This is a genomic window from uncultured Marinobacter sp. (genome assembly GCF_913055835.1).
GTDB lineage: Bacteria > Pseudomonadota > Gammaproteobacteria > Pseudomonadales > Oleiphilaceae > Marinobacter.
On record NZ_CAJXKQ010000019.1, the window covers coordinates 1 to 17,961 of the forward strand.

Consider the following 17,961-nt stretch of genomic DNA (forward strand, 5'->3'; position numbering starts at 1 on the left):
CTCTGTCTCCGCCGACGGGTGTCGAAGTGCGCCAGGTGTTGACGGCCGAGGATATGTTGCGGGCAGCCTCGGCTGCCGTGGATGAAGGTTGCGACCTTTTTATTGCAACGGCGGCCGTCGCGGATTACCGTCCGGAAACCTGCGCCGGGGACAAGATCAAGAAATCCAGTGAGGCCATGGCGCTCTCGCTGGTGCGCAACCCGGACACCCTGGCAACCATTGCCGGGCGTGATGATGCGCCCTTTACCGTGGGTTTCGCGGCGGAAACCTCCGACGTTTCCAGCTACGCCACTGACAAAATGCAACGCAAGAAACTGAACATGATCGTGGCCAACGACGTTTCTGTGGCGGGCCTGGGTTTCAACAGCGACAACAATGCGGTCACCGTGTTCTGGCCGGGTGGCCAGACGTCCATCGGGCCGGACAGTAAAACGAGCATTGCCCGAGAACTTGTGGCAATGATAAGCGAACATCTTGGTCAGGCCGCCCGCTGAGTCAGCGACGCCTGCCTGGTAGCACAATCGACAGGACCCCTCATGAGCAGGAAAAACCTTCAGGTACGTATTCTGGATGACCGTATCGGTAACCAGATTCCCTTTCCCGAATATGCCACCGAAGGCTCTGCCGGCCTTGATCTCAGGGCATGCCTTGACGAGCCTTTGACCCTGGAGCCGGGTGATACTCAACTGATCCGTACTGGTTTGTCGATTCACATCGCAGATCCGTCACTGGCGGCCATGATCCTGCCCCGAAGCGGGCTCGGCCACAAGCATGGCATCGTACTCGGCAACCTGGTGGGTTTGATCGATTCGGACTACCAGGGCGAGTTGATGGTGTCTTGCTGGAACCGGGGGCGCACCGCCTTCACGGTGGACGTGGGCGAACGCCTGGCCCAGTTGGTGCTGGTGCCCGTCGTCCAGGCTGATTTTGAAGTGGTTTCGGAATTTGACGCCAGTGCCCGTGGTGACGGTGGCTTTGGTTCCACTGGTACGCGGTGAGCTGGAGGCCGGTCACGCAGAACCGCGTGCCGGCGTCTATACTTTGCGGGTAACTGCTTGTCCAGGACGATAAAATTACAACTGCAGGATGGACTATGAAGCTGGGTAGAAAGAAAGATGCCGACACGTCCGTTGATGAAAAGCCATCAAAGAAGGCGGTAAAAAAGCAAAAGGACAGCGCCTCGGGCCCCAAGCTCAAGAGGCTTAATTCCGTGGCAGTAAACCAGTCACTGGTCGTGGTCCTGGCGGGCGTGATCGCCGTTGCATTGCTTAATTTTCTGGTGGTCCAGCCCTCGGCAAAGGAACGCTTCGAGTCATTGAAAGTCCTGGAGGCCGATGCCGCAGCGCTTCGACTGAATCAGTATTTTGACCAGGTCCAGAAAAGCGTTAATGGTCTGGCCACCCAGCCGCACGTGATTGAGGCGCTGAACAGCCCCAACGAGATACCGCCAACCGAGGTGCAACTGGCGGATTCACTGCCTGGCGTTGAGGCGGTCCATCTGTTTCCTTACCGAGACATTCCCCGTACCTCAAGCAATGAAGGGCTGCTGGGTTTCTCGGGTCTTGAGCTGGCCCGGCGCGCTGAAACCGGCCAGCGACTCTTTCCTGATGCGTTTCCCCGGGATAATCGCTGGTTTTTCCAGATGGCGACCCCGGTTCGTAATCCAACGAGCAATGCGGTTATCGGAAGCCTGCTGATCATTTTCGACTCAGGCCAGATCCAGCCGCTGTTGCAAGTGGTCAATTCCAGTCTTGGAGGTCAGCTTGCGCTGGTGCAGACGGTGTCCGGCTCCTCCCGCACCGTCATCAGTAATGGCAATGGCTCCGGGAGTGCCGAATCCCGAACGCTGACCAACCCTGACTGGACGGTGACCTACACCCCTGCCAGATCATCCGCTGCACCGGTGGATATTGTGATGATCGCCCTTCTGGTCGGGGTTCCGGCGCTGATCGCTGCCATCATCGTCTGGGTCCTGCTGGGCGGTGCCCAGAAGGGATTGCGTCAGGACGTGACGGCCCTGATCCAGTGGGCTCACAAGGTTTTCGGGGGCGAACGGGTAAAACTGCCAGCCTTCCGCTGGGATATGGTGGCTTCAACCGGTGAGGTGCTGTACCGGTTGTCCCAGGTGGTTGATAAACGTGTCGCCAAGGCCGCGGAAACCGCAAAGCCCAGGCAGGCCGGCTCCGGAAAGGCTGGCGGCGGCGCTACCAAGGGCAGCGATGAGCCGCTGTTCCAGGACAAGGACATGCCAGACATCGACATGCTCGATGGCGACGAGGACGTTCTCGGCTTTGGCAGCGGCGACGATACGGTCTTCGGATCGGGTGATACCCCGGAGGTAGAAGAGGTAGCCCTGCCCCAGGTGGAGCTTTCCCCGGACATTTTCCGGGCCTATGACATTCGGGGTATTGTCGGCGAAACCCTGACCGGCGAGGGCGTGGAAGTCATTGGTCGGGCCATTGGTTCCGAGGCCCTGGAACGAGGGGTTGAGAGCCTCTGCATTGGCTATGATGGGCGACACTCCAGTCCTGATCTGGCGGATGCCCTGGCTCGCGGTGTGATGGCCGCCGGGTGCAACGTGATTCACGTGGGTGCCGTGCCCACGCCGGTGCTGTATTTTGCCACTCACGAACTCCAGACCGGCTCCGGTGTGATGGTGACCGGCAGTCACAACCCGGCCAACTACAACGGCCTTAAGATCATGTTGGGCGGGGAAACCCTTTCAGGTGAGGCCATCCAGAAACTGTATCAGCGCATTCAGACCGGGGATTTTGCCAGCGGTCGGGGCAGCCAGAGCACCGAAGACGTTCGTCGTGCCTACCTGGACCGTATTGTTGGCGATATTGCGGTCGCGGCACCACTCAAAGTCGTGGTTGATGCCGGTAATGGCATTGCCGGTGAGCTGGCGCCGATGCTGATCGAGGAGTTGGGCTGCGAAGTGATTCCGCTGTACTGCGACGTGGACGGTGACTTCCCGAATCATCATCCCGATCCCGGAAAGCCCGCGAATCTTGCGGATCTGATTGCCCGGGTTGAATCCGAAGGGGCCGACATTGGTCTGGCCTTCGATGGCGACGGTGACCGCTTGGGCGTTGTGACCAATTCCGGCAAGATCATCTGGCCGGATCGCCTGATGATGCTGTTCGCCCGGGATGTGGTGTCCCGGAATCCGGGTGCTGACGTTCTCTACGACGTGAAGTGCAGCCGCAGGCTGGCTGGTGTGATTTCCGAAGCGGGTGGCCGACCCATCATGTGGAAAACCGGGCATTCATTGATGAAAGCAAAAATGAAAGAGACCGGCGCCCTTCTGGCCGGGGAAATGAGCGGTCACATCTTCTTTGGCGAGCGCTGGTTCGGTTTTGATGATGGTCTTTATTCCGCCGCCCGCCTGCTGGAAATTCTGGGCATTGAAGACCGGCACAGTGATGAAGTGTTCGAGGATTTTCCAGAAGATATCAGCACACCGGAGCTGAATGTCGAAGTGACCGAAAGCTCCAAGTTCGACATCATTAAACGTCTCGGGGAGGCCGGCGACTTCGGTGACGGCAACATCAGCACCATTGACGGTATCCGAGTGGACTACACCGATGGCTGGGGGCTATGCCGGGCATCAAACACCACACCAGTGCTGGTTCTGCGTTTTGAGGCGGAGACCGAGGAGGCACTGGAACGTATCAAGTCTGTGTTCCGGCAGCAGTTGCAGAAGGTAGCGCCGGATCTGGTGGCGGAATTCTGATCCCCGGGCCCGTGGGCAAATTCCAGACACGTATTAACTCAGGATTAACAAGGCAAAAACATGGCGCTGGATCGTGAAACAGCAATGCAGGTGGCCTCGGTACTGAGCCGGGGTCTGCCTTATATTCAAAGATTTACCGGTAAAACGGTGGTTATAAAATATGGCGGTAACGCCATGGAAAACGAGGAGCTGAAGAGCAGTTTTGCCCGCGATGTCGTGTTGATGAAACTGGTGGGCATCAACCCGATCGTGGTTCATGGCGGTGGCCCCCAGATCGGAGAGCTGCTGGAACGGCTGAACATCCAGTCCCGGTTCGTCAACGGCATGCGGGTGACCGATTCCGAGACCATGGATGTGGTGGAGATGGTGCTTGGTGGCCAGGTGAACAAGGAAATCGTGTCCCTGATCAATTCCCATGGTGGCATGGCGGTGGGGCTCACCGGCAAAGATGCCAACCTGATCCGGGCCCGCAAGCTGGAGGTGGTCAACCGTTCACCCGAGCTGGAACGGCCAGAAATCATCGATATCGGCCACGTTGGCGAAGTGGCCAGTGTGAACGTGGATGTGATTGACATGCTCACCCGCAGCAACCTGATTCCCGTGATCGCACCCATTGGTGTAGGGCCGGACGGCGCTTCCTACAATATCAACGCTGATCTGGTGGCGGGCAAGGTGGCCGAGGCCATGAAAGCCGAGAAGCTGATCCTGCTGACCAACGTGTCCGGGTTGAAGAGCAAGGAAGACAAAGTGCTCACCGGACTCACGGCCAAACAGGTCAACGATCTTATCGAGGATGGCACCATTCATGGCGGCATGCTGCCCAAGATCCGGTGCGCCCTGAGTGCGGTGGAGAACGGCGTTCGCACGTCTCATATTATCGACGGCAGGGTCGCGCACGCGTGTCTGCTGGAGATCTTCACCGATGAGGGTGTCGGCACCCTGATTTCCCGTAACTGACGGCACCCGACAAGGAGTCTCCGGATGAAGCGCCTGCTTGCGACGCTGGTGGTACTGGTTCTGATCGGCTTTGCCGCGTTCAAGGCGGGTGTCTGGTGGTTGGCAGACCAGCGCATGGCCGACGCAAGACAGGCACTGGAACCCTATGGGGTGCTTCATCGGGGCAGCATCAGTTCCGGTGTTGAGGGCCGGCTGGTTCTTAACAATGCCAGCTGGCAGGATTTTGAGCTGACCCAGCCGCTGGAGATAGCCAGGGTGGAGCTTGATACCGGCTCACCCGTCAGCTTGCTGTCTGCCCTCCTGGATCCGACGGGGCTACCGGCCCAGTGGACCCTGCGGCTCGATGGTCTGGGCCTGACCCTGGACCCGACGATGCTCCGGAACTGGGTCACCGCAGAAGGCGCCAACAGCGAGGGTGATCCGGCGCTGTTTGTCCTTTCCTGCGCGCCGGATCCCCGCCAGCAACTGGGAAGCGGCGATCTGATCCGCATGGGCATCACAGCCCTCGCCGGAGACGGTTTCGTGCGTCAGACGCCCGGAAATCTCCATGCCGAGTTGAACACCGCCAACACCGGCAGTCTTGAGCTCGACTGGCCTGATGCCAGAGTCCGGATTCAGGATTCGGAGCTGACCATTTCCAGGGGCGCCGAGCCGATGAGCCTTATCCTGCGCGATGGCGGCCTGATGCGGCGTATTGCCGCCTACTGTGCCCGCGAAGCCGGCATTGAAACCGGCGAATGGGCCGGTCGGGCGATGGAAGCGCTGGTTGCCGGGCTGCAAGCTCGCGGACTTGCAGCCAGTGACCAGTTGAAAGCGCTATACCGACAGTGGCTGCTGGAAGGTGGCGAACTGACAGTGAGCTTGCAGCCAGATCAGCCTTTGTTCGGTGTTCCCGTTCGAGGAGCCGATGACGATGGCGAGGGTCTGAGCTGGCCGGTTCGTTATAATGGGGCCGGCGTGCCAGACGTCTATCTGACCGAGGCCGAGCCTGTTGCCCAGGAAACGCCGGAAGTCTCGGTTGAACCGGTGGTGCCAAGGGAGGATCCGGAGACCGAGAGCTGGTACCCGGCGGAACTGGAGAACGCCGAACAATGGATTGACCGGCAGGTTCGGGTAACCCTGTCCAACGACAATGTCGTGGAGGGGCGTCTGGTAAGCGTCAGCGAACGCGAGCTGGAAGTGGCCCGCGTGGTTGCCGGTGGTGAAGTCGCCTATCCGATGTTGATCCGGGCCATCGTCAACTTTGAAGTCTGGCGACGCGGCCGTGCACAATGATTCCATAGGGAATCTGAGAGGAAACTATGTCGCAGTCCGATAGCAAATCTACAGCGGTGCCGGGCATTCGTGACATGCTTGCCCGTCTGATATCGCTGCCTTCCATCAGCAGTGCGTCGGCGAAGTGGGATCACAGCAATGAGCCCGTGGTGCGAACCCTGGCGGAATGGCTCGAGGCTCTCGGGTTTTCTGTGGAAATCCTGGAAGTGCCGGGGATGCCCGGGAAGTTCAACCTGATCGGAACCCTGGGCAGCGGCCCGGGCGGTCTGGTGCTGTCCGGCCACACCGACACGGTGCCCTTTGATGACAAACGCTGGCAGAGCGACCCCTTTACCCTGACCGAGCGGGATAACCGCTGGTACGGGCTGGGCACCTGCGACATGAAAGGCTTTTTCCCGCTGGCCATCGAAGCGGCCAGAGCCTTTGTGGGCGAAGACCTCAAACAGCCCCTGATCATATTGGCCACGGCCGACGAAGAGAGTTCCATGGACGGCGCCCGGGCCCTGGCCGAAGCAGGCAAGCCCAAGGCCCGCTACGCGGTCATCGGCGAGCCCACCAGCCTTAAGCCGGTGCGCATGCACAAGGGCATCATGATGGAACGGTTGAAATTCGAGGGCCAGTCCGGCCACTCCTCCAATCCGGCCCTCGGCCGCAACGCCATGGAAGGGATGCACGAGGCGCTCACCGAGTTACTGGCGCTCCGCTCAGACTGGCAGGAAAAGTACCGGAACCCGAACTTCGAAGTACAGTTTCCAACCCTGAATCTTGGTTGCATCCACGGCGGTGACAACCCCAACCGCATCTGCGCCCAGTGCGAACTGCACTTTGATCTGCGCCCGCTGCCCGGCATGAACATGGAAACCCTGCGCCAGACCATCCTGAGCAAGGTCCAGCTGATCGCAGAACGCCGGGAACTGTCCCTGGAATTCGAACCGCTCTTCGACGGCGTGCCACCGTTTGAAACCCCGGCCGATGCCGCTCTGGTCAAAGCTTGCGAGAAACTGACGGGCCATACCGCCCATGCCGTTGCCTTCGCCACGGAAGCGCCCTGGTTGCAGAAACTCGGCCTGGAAACCTTGGTCATGGGCCCCGGGTCCATCGATCAGGCGCACCAGCCCGATGAATTTATAGAGCTGTCCCAGCTTGACCCAACCGTCAAAGTTCTGCGAGGGCTGATCCGACAGTTTTGCCTTTAAGACGGAGTCCGGGTCAAATAGGGGGCTGAACACTGTCGGGAGCCCTCTCCAAAACACGCCCGTAAATACGTCCCTGTAGGGCTCGGTCGCGCCATCCCTGGCGCTCCACGGTTTTGGAGAGGGCTCCCGACAGTGTTCGTTAGACTGAATTGCCGGCCGCGTAAAGAAAAAAGCTTGGAGTATTCGAATTGAAATCAAACGACTGGCTGCATGGATTCCGCCATTCATCCCCCTACATCAACGCCCACCGCGGGCGCACGGTGGTGCTGACCATTCCGGGGGATGCGATTGAGCACGGGAATTTCATCAACATCATTCATGACATTGCGCTGCTGAGCAGTCTTGGTGTGCGGCTGGTCGTTGCCTTTGGTGCCCGTGCGCAGATTCAGGCGCGGCTGGATGCTGCCGGTGTGGAATCGTCGTTTGCTAAAGGTCTGCGGATTACACCGCAAGAGCACCTCAGCATGGTGATGGAGGCTGTCGGTGGCCTGAGAGCTTACCTGGAAAGCCATCTTTCCATGGGGCTGGTCAATTCCCCGATGCACAATGCCCGTATCCGGGTGAGTGGTGGCAATTATGTGGCTGCGAAGCCCGTGGGTGTGCTCGACGGTATTGATTTTGGCCATACCGGCAAGGTGCGCCGGGTGGATGTGGCTGGCATCGAGAAGCTGCTGGAGCTTGGCCACATTGTGCTGTTGCCGCCCATGGGCTATTCGCCCACCGGGGATGCCTTCAACCTCTCCTACGAGGATGTGGGCAGTCAGGTGGCGGCGGCGTTGCAGGCCGAGAAGCTGATGGTATTCATTGATGATCCCGGCCTGCAGGAAGAGGACGGCACCCTGATCAGGGAACTGTCAGCCCGTCAGGCGTCCGAGCGTCTGGCTTCCGGGGCGGTGACCGGCCACGACGCCGACTTGCTCCGGGCGGCCTGTGATGCCTGTGTGAAGGGCGTACGGCGTGCTCACATCATCAGCTATGTGGACGACGGGGCGTTACTGAAGGAACTGTTTACTCGGGACGGTGCCGGCACGCTGGTCAGTGGCGATCACTACGAGCAGTTCCGGCAGGCCAGGGTCGAGGATATCGGCGGGATTCTGGAGCTGATCCAGCCGCTGGAGGAACAGGGCATTCTGGTGCGTCGTTCCCGGGAGATGCTGGAAACCGAGATTGACCGGTTTGTTGTGGCAGAGCGTGACGGCACCATCGTTGGCTGTGCCGCTCTCTACAGTTATCCCGAGGAGGGCGCCGGCGAGCTGTCCTGTTTTGCCGTGGATCCGAATTATCGCCGGTCGGGGCGGGGTGATGAAATTCTGGCGATGGTCGAGAAGCTGGCCCGGGGGCATGGCCTCCAGAAGCTGTTTGTGCTGACTACCCAGACTGAGCACTGGTTTCGGGAGCGGGGTTTCCAGCCTTCTACCGTGCAGGCCTTGCCCGGGCCAAAGCTGGCCTCCTATAACACCCAGCGTAATTCAAAGGTGTTCTTCAAACCGCTCTGAAAGGGCAGCCAGGTAGTCGGACCTCTCGGGTTCAGGCTCTTCTGACAGTGCCTCGACGGCCTGATAAAAAGCCGGGAAATCGTAGTCTGCGTCCCGGAGCATCTGCCGGAATGCCGGTACGTGCTGGTTGTACTGGCGAAACAGCGCAACATTGGCATTGTTCAGGCTGACCGGTGCCGGTCCGAAAGGGCCAGGTTCGGGCCAGTCTGCGGAAAGCTCCTGATAGGCTAGCGCCAGATCCTCGAAAATGGCTGCCTTTCGGTTTCGCAATTGGTCATCTGGCAAGCTGTCCTGCTGAGCGTACAGTGCCTCCAGTCGGGCGCTGAAGTCCTCCACCAGGGCCAGGGTCTGGTTTCGGCGAGCAAGACGGCCCAGCGCCTCCTGGAACTGTCCGGGCTTGCCCTGTTCTGATAACCAGAGTCTGAGCCCCTCCAACTCCACCGCGGTGGCGAAGCTTTCGTTAAAGGCCGTGTCGTCGGCAATGTAGACCACCCGGTGGGCAAGTTCGTGGAACATCAGGGCAACCATGCGATCCTCCGCCAGCCGGGTAAAACCGGTGTGCAGCGGGTCATCGAACCAGCCGAGGGTGGAATAGGCTGTCACGCCACCGATAAAGGTGTCGAAGCCCTGGTTGCCGAATTGCGCCTCTTCGGCACGGGCATCCTCCAGGCTGTAGTATCCGCGGTAGGCCTGGCAGCCGAGAATCGGATAGCACCAGCGGTGGGGCTCCAGAGAGAATTCCGGAACGGCCACCAGATTCACCACCACCCAGGGTCTGTTGAGCTGCACGTAGTCGCTGAAGGCTTCTCCCACCGGCAGGGCCAGTCGTTGAGCGGCGAAGTCCCTGGCCTGTTGTGCCAGCGAGAGTTTTCCGCGCAGCTCCCGTGGAGTCTCATTGTTTGCGAGGATCTTCTCCACCGGTTCCCCGGCCATCATCAGGGATAGATGCCCACTGACAGCTTGCGAATAGTAGCCAATGGTCGAACAGCCGTTAAGCATTGTTACCAGTAGCAAAAGTAGATAGATCTGACTAAGCTGTTTCATGGGTCAGGATGTTATAGTGGATTGGTTTGCCTGTGGGGGCCAGGCCGCTATAGTACAGTCATGGTCTCTATAGTAGCAGCCGGTGGCATCCGCCATCGTTTCAGGGACGTGAGTCGGTACCGGACAGTTTGTCGGGTGACTGGTCCGGCTTTACGAGATATCAGGTAGTTCATGGATCCGAGAGAACGTCGTAGCAGCCCCCGCCAACCTATCAAGCTTGCCGCCCAGATTGATCTGGGAACCGGTGAGGCGTGGCCGTGCCAGATCGCCGATTTTTGTGCGGAGGGCCTTTTCGTTCGCTATTCGAGTGAAACCTCGAAAAAACTGGACCGCGCGTTTGCTTCCGGCACGCCGCCGGAACTGGTGGTTCGTTTCCGCGGCCTCGATGGCGCCCGTCGACATGAGCTTCATGTCAGTATTGTTCGGCGTATTGATGGCGCAATGGGGGTCAATTTCAGCCGCCCGAACCCGGAAGCGGTTGATGCCATGCTGCAGCAATGCGGTGGTTCCCGCGGCCAGGATCGGTCTTCTCTCCGCGCGCCCAGCGATCGGGTCCAGTTTGTCCTGCACCAGTCCGCCAAGGCAGTCATCCAGTTCATTGAGCCATTGATGGATGCCTGTTTCGTGCAGATGGTGGAAGGCCTGAAACAGGCGGCCCAGAAAGCCTCGAATGACCAGCAGGCCAATGAATACATGGACGCCTCGGGCCAGATTCAGGCACGGCAACGGGTGATCTGGCATCAGATGGCGCGAAGCCTGGAATCGCCACTAAAGCCGGCCCCCAAGGGATTTCCCGGCTCCGAGCTGTCGGTGGTAGACAAGGGTGAGTTCGAGGACTGGCTGACTATCCGGGTGATGGTGACCAAGGCGGATACCCAGTATCGTGGAGATCTGCTGCAGCTCAAACTTCGGCTGGACAAACTGGGAATTGCCAACGCCACGGGCCACCACAACCCCCTCGGACCATCTCTGGTCTGCGAAGCCTTCCACAATGGTCTAAATCAGCTCAAGGCCTCCCGGGAGGTGGAGAAAGTCTGCCTGCGCGTCTTTGAACAGACGGTGTTGCAGCAACTGGGGCCCCTTTACAAAGAACTCAACGATATCCTGATTCGCCACGGAGTTTTGCCAGATCTGGATCTCAGCAAGTATCTGAGCGAGCAGGCCGGGGTGAAGTCGGAGGAAAGCAAGGAGCCGGTTCAGCCAGAGCCGGTTTCGGCGGAAAGTGCATCTGCAACGTCCAAGGCCGGACCAAAAGCGGATGAGGGCGCTGCCAGACAGGCTCAGCCACGCCGGAAACCCGGAATGTTGGGCGGCGAATTCCGCGGCTATGCACAGGCTGCACAGACGGCATTCGCAACCGTCCGCAATCTGCTCAATACCCTCAGCGCGAGCCGTATCGCCCGTGGCGATCCGGAGCCCATGCCGTTTCAGCCAAACGCCCGGCCGCTGTCGCCGGGAGAGTTCCATCGGGAGCTGCAGCAGTTGCAGTCGCAGACCGTTGAAGCCGGTGAAGAGCTCGCGCCCTTGAAGGAACGAGTGGTAGAGAGGGTCAAGGCGAGCGGTGACAACAGGCTGGATGACGAGCAGCAGGAAACGGTTGATGTGGTCGACCGCTTTTTCAAGTCGGTGGTGGAAAGCCCGAAGCTCAGTGAGTATGCCCAGCAGCGCATGCGGCAGCTGGAAGTGCCTGTTCTGAAAGTGGTCATGAGGGATCCCGCGTTCTTTGACGATCAGGACAGTCCGGTTCGGGGGGTGATGAATCGGCTGGCGCAACTGGGTCTGAAAGGTGGCCGGATCAACCCGGTGGTACAGCGTCGTGTTGATGAGCTCATCCAGCGCATCACCACCGACTTTGAGCAGGATACCGGAGTATTTGAGAGCACGGTCCAGGAGCTGGATACCCTGATCGACCGCCAGAATCTCGTGTATCGCAGGAATGTCGAGCGGGTAACCGCGGCCGCGGAGGGCGCTCAGAAGGTTGCCGAATCCAAGAAGGCGGTGGCTGACGTGCTGGACCAGAAGCTGGGCGGGCGCAAGGTGCCCAAGGCCGTGCTCAGTCTGTTGGACGGCGGTTGGCGGGACCTGCTCTCGCTGACCTGGATCCGGCAGGGGCCGGACAGCCAGCTCTGGCAGGATTACCTGGCGGTGATCGATTCGTTGCTGTCTTTTGCCGACGATCCCAACAGTTCTATCAACCTGCCGGAATTGCTACGGGTTATCCAGGATGGCCTGGCTTCCATTTCCAGCAACCATATGCCCTCTTCGCAAATCCGCGACGAACTCAAACAGTTCCTCGTCCGCAGCCCGGAAAAGAGCCCCGAGCTGGTTGAGGTGCCGCCGGCCAAGCCGGCGGAGGCGGATACGAAAAAACTGTCCGATCGGGAACAGCGCAGTCTGCAGCGCTGGATCAACCGTGCCCAGCAGCTGCGCACCGGTGACTGGCTCCGGGACCAGGAAAACCCAAAAGAGCCCCAGTATATCCGTCTGGTGTGGATTGCCCGCGGGTTCAGCCGTTTCGTGTTTGTGAATCATCAGGGCATGCGGGTGGTGGAGCTGGAGCTTGAGGCTCTGGCCCGGCAGATGCGCAAAGGGATCATCGTTCCCGACAGCCAGTATGAGCGGCCCCTGGTGGATGAAAGCATCGACCGGATGGTCCGCAAGGTCTACGACCAGCTGTCCTGGGCCTCCACCCATGATGAGCTGACCGGCCTTCTGGGTCGGCGAGAATTCGAGCGTATGCTGGATCAGCAGCTGGCCCGCAGGGAGGACGAGCGCTCCCTGGTGCGCCTGGATCTTCGCCGTTTCCGGCTGCTGAATGACACCGCCGGCTATCAGGCCGGTGATGAGACTCTCAAACGGGTCGCGGATATTCTGCGCAGCCACGTCGGCGATGGTATGCCGGTGGCCAGGCTGGCAGGCAACGAGTTTGCCATGCTGGTGCCCTCCGAGAGTGCCAGCGATGCGGCCAGGGAGCTGATCCGGGCTGTGGAAACAGCCGAGTTCAGTTTCGGTGGCCGGGATTACCGGCTTTCTGCCAGTGCCGGCGTGGTTCCCACCTTGCCGGCACTGGTAAGCGCTGAACGCTGGTTACGGGCCTCGGAGCAGGCGCTTGCAGCGTCCCGGCAGCAGGGCCACGGCAAGGTTTCGGAATATGCCCTCGGGGCCGAGGATCAGGCCCGCCAGGAGCAGATTGCCGCCAAGGTTGCCAGCCTCAGTGACCTCAATGAGGAGCGCATGCTTTTGCGCTGCCAGAAGATCATACCTCTGCACGCCAAGGCTTCCATGGCGGCGCAGTACGAGGTGCTGATCAGCATGTACGATGACGACGGCAACCTCATCACCGGTCGGGACTTTGTTCGCATGGCCGAGCGCTATGACCGCATGCAGGCGGTGGATCGCTGGGTGGTCGGCCACATGCTGGACTGGCTCAGGGAGCAGGCGCCGGACCCACGGCATTTTGGTGGCGTCTGCATCAATCTGTCCGGCTATTCGATGAACGATCAATCGCTGCTGGAATTCATCTACGAGAAGCTGAGTGAGAAGGATGCGCCCATTGAGCGGCTCTGGTTCGAGCTGACCGAAGCTTCGGCGATCAACGACGTTCAGTCGGTTGCGGACTTCATTATGGAGATGAAAGAACTCGGCTGCCGGTTCTGTCTGGGCAATTTCGGCAGTGGCCCCAGCTCGTTCGAGTTCATGCGCTCGTTGCCGGTGGATCTGATCAAGATCGACAGTGCCTTTACCGGTCAGTTGGCAACCAGTGAAACCGATCGTGCGATGGTCCGCTCCATGGTGGATATGGCCCATTACATGCACCGGGAAGTGATTGCGTCCCAGGTTGAGTCCCGGGACGTCCTGGACATGCTCCGGCAACTGGGGGTCGACTACGCCCAGGGCTTTGTGGTCGAGAAACCCCGTTTACTCGACAGTCTCACCTGATTCCGGCAGTCTGCCCCTATGTCAAAACGCCATCCGATCATTGCGGTAACCGGTTCCTCCGGCGCGGGAACCACCACCACCGGCCAGATTTTCAGCCGGATGTTCGCCAGTGAAGGGCTGAATGCTGCCGTGGTTAGTGGTGACAGCTTTCACCGGTATAACCGGGAACAGATGGCAAGACTGGCCGCCAAAGGCCAGTTTGGTGAGCGCAACCACTTTGCCTTGGCGGCCAACCACATCGACAAGCTGGAAGCGCTTTTCTACGATTACGGTCACACCGGTAACGGCCGGTACCGGCAATATGTCCACGACGAGGATCGCAGGCTGGTTGAAGCCGGACACAAGCCGGGAACCTTCACGCCCTGGGGCCCGTTGCCGGCCGATACGGATCTGCTTTTTTACGAGGGGCTGCACGGTGGGGTAGTCAGTGAAACCTGCAACATCGCCCAGTATGTGGACCTGTTGATCGGTGTGGTTCCGATTGTGAATCTTGAATGGATCCAGAAGATCCACCGGGACACCCACAAGCGGGGGTATAGCCAGGAAGCGGTGGTGGAAACCATTATCAACCGTATGGATGACTATGTTCACGATATCGTGCCCCAGTTCTCCCATACCCACATCAATTTCCAGCGCATTCCTCTGGTAGACACCTCCAATCCCTTCGTTGTCCGGGATGTGCCTACTGAAGACGAGAGCATGCTGGTGATCCGTTTCCGGGACCAGTCGGAGGTGGACTTTCCCTACCTGTTGCAGGTGATATCTGGCAGCAGCCTTTCCCGGCACGACACCCTCGTGATTCCGGGCACAAAAATGCCGCTGGCCATGGACCTGATCGTCAGGCCCATGGTGCAGCGGCTGATGGCAAGAAAGCCCTTCGCCTGATCTGTCAGGCGGTGAGTCGGCCGTCGCGGTAATCCCGGAGCGTTTGCTCAATCTCCTCCCGGGTGTTCATGACGAATGGGCCGTACTGGACTACCGGTTCACCAATGGGCTTGCCGGCAATCAGTAGCAGGCGCGCCCCGGATTCTCCAGCAGTGAGAGCAATCTGGTCACCGTTGGCTCCCAGAATATTGGCAGCGCTACGTTGAAGGGCGCGATCGGCCAGGCTGGCGGTGCCCTCGTACAGGTACAGCATGGCATTGTGACTTTCCGGAACCGGCAGGGTCACACTTGCCGCCGACTCGAGGTGGATGTCAGCGTAAATTGGCTGGGTGCTTCGATCCGCTACTGAGCCCTCGTGAAGCTGGCCGTCGATCTCCACAGTGCCGGCGATGAGCTTCACCTTCCCGCCTGCAAAGACGATCTCCGGGATCTCCTCCGGCTGGATATCGCGGTAGCCCGCTTCTGTCATTTTCTCTGCCGCGGGCAGATTCAACCAGAGCTGGAAACCCCGCATCACGCCTTCCTCCTGCTGGGGCATTTCCGAGTGGATGATGCCGCGGCCGGCGGTCATCCACTGTACGCCGCCGTTGCGCAGGTCGCCCCGGTTTCCGAGATGATCTTCATGGAGCATATGCCCCTCGATCATATAGGTCACGGTTTCGAAACCCCGGTGGGGATGCCATGGGAATCCGGCGATGTAGTCGGCCGCTTCGGCGGAACCGAACTCGTCCAGCATCAGGAACGGATCGAGGCGTATGTTCTGCTGCTGACCGATGGAACGCTTGATGCGCACGCCGGCACCGTCGGAGGTTTCCAGGGCTGGAATAATCTGTTTCAGGGAGCGCAGGGTCATGGTGTCCTCCTCTCGTTAGCTCTAGGCTCTATTTAAACGGGATAGGAGGCGAGAATAAAACGCAGAAATCTGGGGGGTGACATCAAAAAAACTGAAGGACCCGTGACGCCCCGGGCGGGGCGTCACAGAAGGCGATCATTCGACGTTGCGGGAATAGAAGATTTCCAGCATTTCCCGACGCAGGCGATCCTCGATGGACTGGGCTTCTGCAGGGTCGAGATCTTCGGCATTCACCCCGAACACATAGTTATCGAGGTTGAAGTTCTTCAGCATCATCTTGGTGTGGAACAGGTTTTCCTGGTACACGTTCACATCAATCATCTGATACGCGTTCTGGGTATCTTCGGTCAGATAGTTCTGGATCGAGTTGATGTCGTGATCGATGTAATGCTTGGTGCCGTCCACATCGCGGGTAAAGCCGCGAACACGGTAATCGACGGTGACGACATCGGAATCAAAGCTGTGGATCAGGTAATTCAGCACTTTCAGTGGTGAAATCAGACCACAGGTAGATACATCGATGTCAGCCCGGAAGGTGCTTACGCCATCATGGGGGTGGCTCTCCGGATAGGTGTGCACGGTCACGTGGCTCTTGTCCAGGTGTGCCACGATGGCGTCCGGCAGCGGCCCCGGGGATTCCTCGTTGTCCGGCTCTTCGCCGTGGGTCAGTTCATGTTCGGCGATCAGCATGGTGACCGAGGCACCGTGTGGCTCGTAATCCTGACGCGCAATGTTGAGGACGTTGGCGCCGATAATTTTGACGACGTCGGTCAGAATCTGGGTAAGACGCTCGGCGTTGTACATCTCGTCGATGTAGTCAATGTAGGCCTTGCGTTGCTCTTCGGTCTGCGCATAACAGATGTCGTAGATGTTAAAGCTCAGGGATTTGGTCAGGTTGTTGAAACCATGCAGCTGGAGTTTTGATTCCATGCTCAGCCCCTCCGGATCGTGGAGATGAATGACTGCAGAGCTGCATTGCTGCGCTCTGCCGAGGCCGCCACCGACTACTGACCGGGTTGTTCACCTTTTGCGCAGACCGGCGGAGAGGGTGCGTATTATGCACACCGCAAGTGATGTTGAATAGTATTTGCAATGACATTTTAGCATCCGTGATTTCCGCTGCATCCGGGCCCTGGATTCGGTTCACGTCAGGCCCCACGCGGTTTATCCGGCCTGCTGATCGGCCTCGTGAACCTCATGGGTGTGGCTGATCTCAACGCCAGCCTGTTCCAGCATGATGGATGCCGAACAATACTTTTCGGCCGACAGGCTGACGGCCCGCTTGACCAGGTTCTCCTTGAGGTTGCGCCCGGTTACCACAAAATGCAGGTGAATACGGGTGAATACAGCGGGTATTGCATCGGCCCGCTCTGCCTCAAGTTCCGCGTGGCAGGCGGTCACGTCCTGGCGGCTTTTCTTCAGGATGCTCATGACATCAAACGCAGAGCAGCCTCCCAGGCCCATCAGCAACATTTCCATCGGGCGCGGGCCCAGGTTCTCGCCACCGTGGTCGGGCGGGCCATCAAGCTGCACACTGTGGCCGCTGCCGCTGGTGGCTTTGAAACTGGCGTTGCCAGTCCAGTCTATGGTTGCTTTCATGGGACGACTCTCCGTTGTGATGACGCGGAACCAACTGTTGTGATGGCCCGGGTAAAGATGACCTGTGGCCGGATGCTAGCACAACCGGCTGCGCGAGGCAGGCTGATCCCGGATACATGTTGTATACTCTTTCCGGTTGCCCGCAACAGACCTTCTTGTTATAAGTTGCGCAGTTTTGCATTAAAAAAGAACGAACCCGCAAGGAAAGCCGGGTGCATAACAAACATTGGGACCCGCCAGACTCTGAGGAGGCACGACTCGCACTATGGCCACTATCGTCAAGCCGGTTGAGCAGAAAACCAAGCATCTCGATTATTTCCTTTCCCAGTGCCATCGCCGCCGTTACCCAGCCAAGAGCACGATTATCTACGCTGGTGACAAGAGCGATTCGCTGTTCTACATCGTCAAGGGATCGGTAACCGTCATTATTGAGGATGACGATGGCCGTGAGATGATCATGGCCTATCTGAACGCCGGCGACTTCTTCGGTGAGATGGGGTTGTTCGACAACATGGATTCCCGCAGCGCCTGGGTGAAGGCCAAGACCGAATGCGAAGTGGCGGAAATCAGCTACACCAAGTTCCGGGAAATTGCCCAACAGGACCCGAGGGTTCTGTACTTCATCGGCGAACAGATGGCCTCCCGCCTGCGCCAGACCACCCGTAAGGTCGGTGACCTGGCGTTCCTCGATGTCACCGGTCGTGTTGCCCGTACGCTTCTGGACCTGTGCAAGGAGCCGGATGCCATGACTCACCCCGATGGTATGCAGATCAAGATCACGCGGCAGGAAATCGGGCGGATCGTTGGCTGCTCCCGGGAGATGGTTGGCCGGGTACTGAAAACGCTGGAAGATCAGGGGCTGGTGCGGGTCAAGGGCAAGACCATGGTGGTCTACGGCACTCGTTGAGTCTTATCGCCCCCGCTGTTTCCAAGAAGGCCGCTTTCAACAGCGGTCTTCTGCGTTATGGGGCTGGGTAAGCG

At 59.2% G+C, this 17,961-nt stretch carries 14 protein-coding genes; 10 read left to right on the forward strand and 4 right to left on the reverse strand.

Translation table 11 applies throughout. From position 1 onward, the window contains the following. From QZ534_RS11430 to argA, 7 genes are all read left to right on the forward strand, one after another. On the forward strand, positions 1 to 494 hold a 494-nt coding region (locus QZ534_RS11430; RefSeq protein WP_296934608.1), incomplete at its 5' end, for a phosphopantothenoylcysteine decarboxylase. 42 nt (positions 495 to 536) lie between these two features. Next, the gene (gene dut / locus QZ534_RS11435; RefSeq protein ID WP_296934609.1) at positions 537 to 998 is read left to right on the forward strand and encodes a dUTP diphosphatase; all 462 of its coding nucleotides are present in this window, start codon (positions 537 to 539) and stop codon (positions 996 to 998) included. A 95-nt stretch (positions 999 to 1,093) separates the two neighbouring features. After that, entirely contained in the window at positions 1,094 to 3,736 is a 2,643-nt protein-coding gene (locus QZ534_RS11440) for a phosphomannomutase/phosphoglucomutase (protein WP_296934610.1), read from the forward strand. Between the two features lie 60 nt (positions 3,737 to 3,796). Then, the gene (gene argB / locus QZ534_RS11445; RefSeq protein WP_296934611.1) at positions 3,797 to 4,693 is read left to right on the forward strand and encodes an acetylglutamate kinase; all 897 of its coding nucleotides are present in this window, start codon (positions 3,797 to 3,799) and stop codon (positions 4,691 to 4,693) included. Between the two features lie 24 nt (positions 4,694 to 4,717). Beyond that, positions 4,718 to 5,968 (forward strand): acetylornithine deacetylase, encoded by a 1,251-nt coding sequence (locus QZ534_RS11450; protein ID WP_296934612.1) that lies wholly within the window; start codon positions 4,718 to 4,720, stop codon positions 5,966 to 5,968. A gap of 26 nt (positions 5,969 to 5,994) precedes the next feature. Beyond that, positions 5,995 to 7,164 carry an acetylornithine deacetylase gene (gene argE, locus QZ534_RS11455; protein WP_296934613.1) on the forward strand — a complete coding sequence of 390 codons (1,170 nt, stop codon included), beginning with the start codon at positions 5,995 to 5,997 and terminating at the stop codon, positions 7,162 to 7,164. Positions 7,165 to 7,352: 188 nt separating this feature from the next. Further along, complete coding sequence (gene argA / locus QZ534_RS11460) at positions 7,353 to 8,660, forward strand: amino-acid N-acetyltransferase (protein ID WP_296934614.1); 1,308 nt, start codon at positions 7,353 to 7,355, stop codon at positions 8,658 to 8,660. On the opposite strand, the gene QZ534_RS11465 is transcribed toward argA, so the two are convergent. Then, positions 8,634 to 9,704 (reverse strand): aminopeptidase, encoded by a 1,071-nt coding sequence (locus tag QZ534_RS11465; protein ID WP_296934615.1) that lies wholly within the window; start codon positions 9,702 to 9,704, stop codon positions 8,634 to 8,636. The two genes, argA and QZ534_RS11465, sit on opposite strands and share 27 nt — an antisense overlap. A 171-nt stretch (positions 9,705 to 9,875) precedes the next feature. Between QZ534_RS11465 and QZ534_RS11470 the strand changes: the two genes are divergently transcribed. Both QZ534_RS11470 and QZ534_RS11475 read left to right on the forward strand, forming a co-directional pair. After that, positions 9,876 to 13,643, forward strand: coding sequence for a DUF1631 family protein (locus tag QZ534_RS11470; protein ID WP_296934616.1), 3,768 nt, complete (start codon positions 9,876 to 9,878; stop codon positions 13,641 to 13,643). A gap of 18 nt (positions 13,644 to 13,661) precedes the next feature. Further along, the gene (locus QZ534_RS11475; protein WP_296934617.1) at positions 13,662 to 14,528 is read left to right on the forward strand and encodes a phosphoribulokinase; all 867 of its coding nucleotides are present in this window, start codon (positions 13,662 to 13,664) and stop codon (positions 14,526 to 14,528) included. 4 nt (positions 14,529 to 14,532) lie between these two features. On the opposite strand, the gene QZ534_RS11480 is transcribed toward QZ534_RS11475, so the two are convergent. The 3 genes from QZ534_RS11480 to QZ534_RS11490 form a co-directional block, all read right to left on the reverse strand. Then, positions 14,533 to 15,381 (reverse strand): pirin family protein, encoded by an 849-nt coding sequence (locus tag QZ534_RS11480; RefSeq protein ID WP_296934618.1) that lies wholly within the window; start codon positions 15,379 to 15,381, stop codon positions 14,533 to 14,535. A gap of 135 nt (positions 15,382 to 15,516) precedes the next feature. Next, entirely contained in the window at positions 15,517 to 16,311 is a 795-nt protein-coding gene (gene speD, locus QZ534_RS11485; protein ID WP_296934619.1) for an adenosylmethionine decarboxylase, read from the reverse strand. A 234-nt stretch (positions 16,312 to 16,545) separates the two neighbouring features. Continuing rightward, a complete protein-coding gene (locus tag QZ534_RS11490) occupies positions 16,546 to 16,980 on the reverse strand; it encodes an OsmC family protein (RefSeq protein WP_296934620.1) in 435 nt (144 codons plus the stop codon). Between the two features lie 265 nt (positions 16,981 to 17,245). On the opposite strand from QZ534_RS11490, the gene crp reads away from it, so the two are divergent. Beyond that, positions 17,246 to 17,887, forward strand: coding sequence for a cAMP-activated global transcriptional regulator CRP (gene crp / locus QZ534_RS11495; RefSeq protein ID WP_007153756.1), 642 nt, complete (start codon positions 17,246 to 17,248; stop codon positions 17,885 to 17,887). The last annotated feature ends 74 nt before the right edge of the window (positions 17,888 to 17,961 follow it).

Excerpts from the sequence above, each read along its gene's own strand:
- dut (WP_296934609.1), top strand. The coding sequence starts at position 537 with ATGAGCAGGAAAAACCTTCAGGTACGTATTCTGGATGACCGTATCGGT.
- QZ534_RS11440 (WP_296934610.1), top strand. The coding sequence starts at position 1,094 with ATGAAGCTGGGTAGAAAGAAAGATGCCGACACGTCCGTTGATGAAAAG.
- argB (WP_296934611.1), top strand. The coding sequence starts at position 3,797 with ATGGCGCTGGATCGTGAAACAGCAATGCAGGTGGCCTCGGTACTGAGC.
- QZ534_RS11450 (WP_296934612.1), top strand. The coding sequence starts at position 4,718 with ATGAAGCGCCTGCTTGCGACGCTGGTGGTACTGGTTCTGATCGGCTTT.
- argE (WP_296934613.1), top strand. The coding sequence starts at position 5,995 with ATGTCGCAGTCCGATAGCAAATCTACAGCGGTGCCGGGCATTCGTGAC.
- QZ534_RS11465 (WP_296934615.1), bottom strand. The coding sequence starts at position 9,704 with ATGAAACAGCTTAGTCAGATCTATCTACTTTTGCTACTGGTAACAATG.
- QZ534_RS11470 (WP_296934616.1), top strand. The coding sequence starts at position 9,876 with ATGGATCCGAGAGAACGTCGTAGCAGCCCCCGCCAACCTATCAAGCTT.
- QZ534_RS11475 (WP_296934617.1), top strand. The coding sequence starts at position 13,662 with ATGTCAAAACGCCATCCGATCATTGCGGTAACCGGTTCCTCCGGCGCG.
- QZ534_RS11480 (WP_296934618.1), bottom strand. The coding sequence starts at position 15,381 with ATGACCCTGCGCTCCCTGAAACAGATTATTCCAGCCCTGGAAACCTCC.
- speD (WP_296934619.1), bottom strand. The coding sequence starts at position 16,311 with ATGGAATCAAAACTCCAGCTGCATGGTTTCAACAACCTGACCAAATCC.
- QZ534_RS11490 (WP_296934620.1), bottom strand. The coding sequence starts at position 16,980 with ATGAAAGCAACCATAGACTGGACTGGCAACGCCAGTTTCAAAGCCACC.
- crp (WP_007153756.1), top strand. The coding sequence starts at position 17,246 with ATGGCCACTATCGTCAAGCCGGTTGAGCAGAAAACCAAGCATCTCGAT.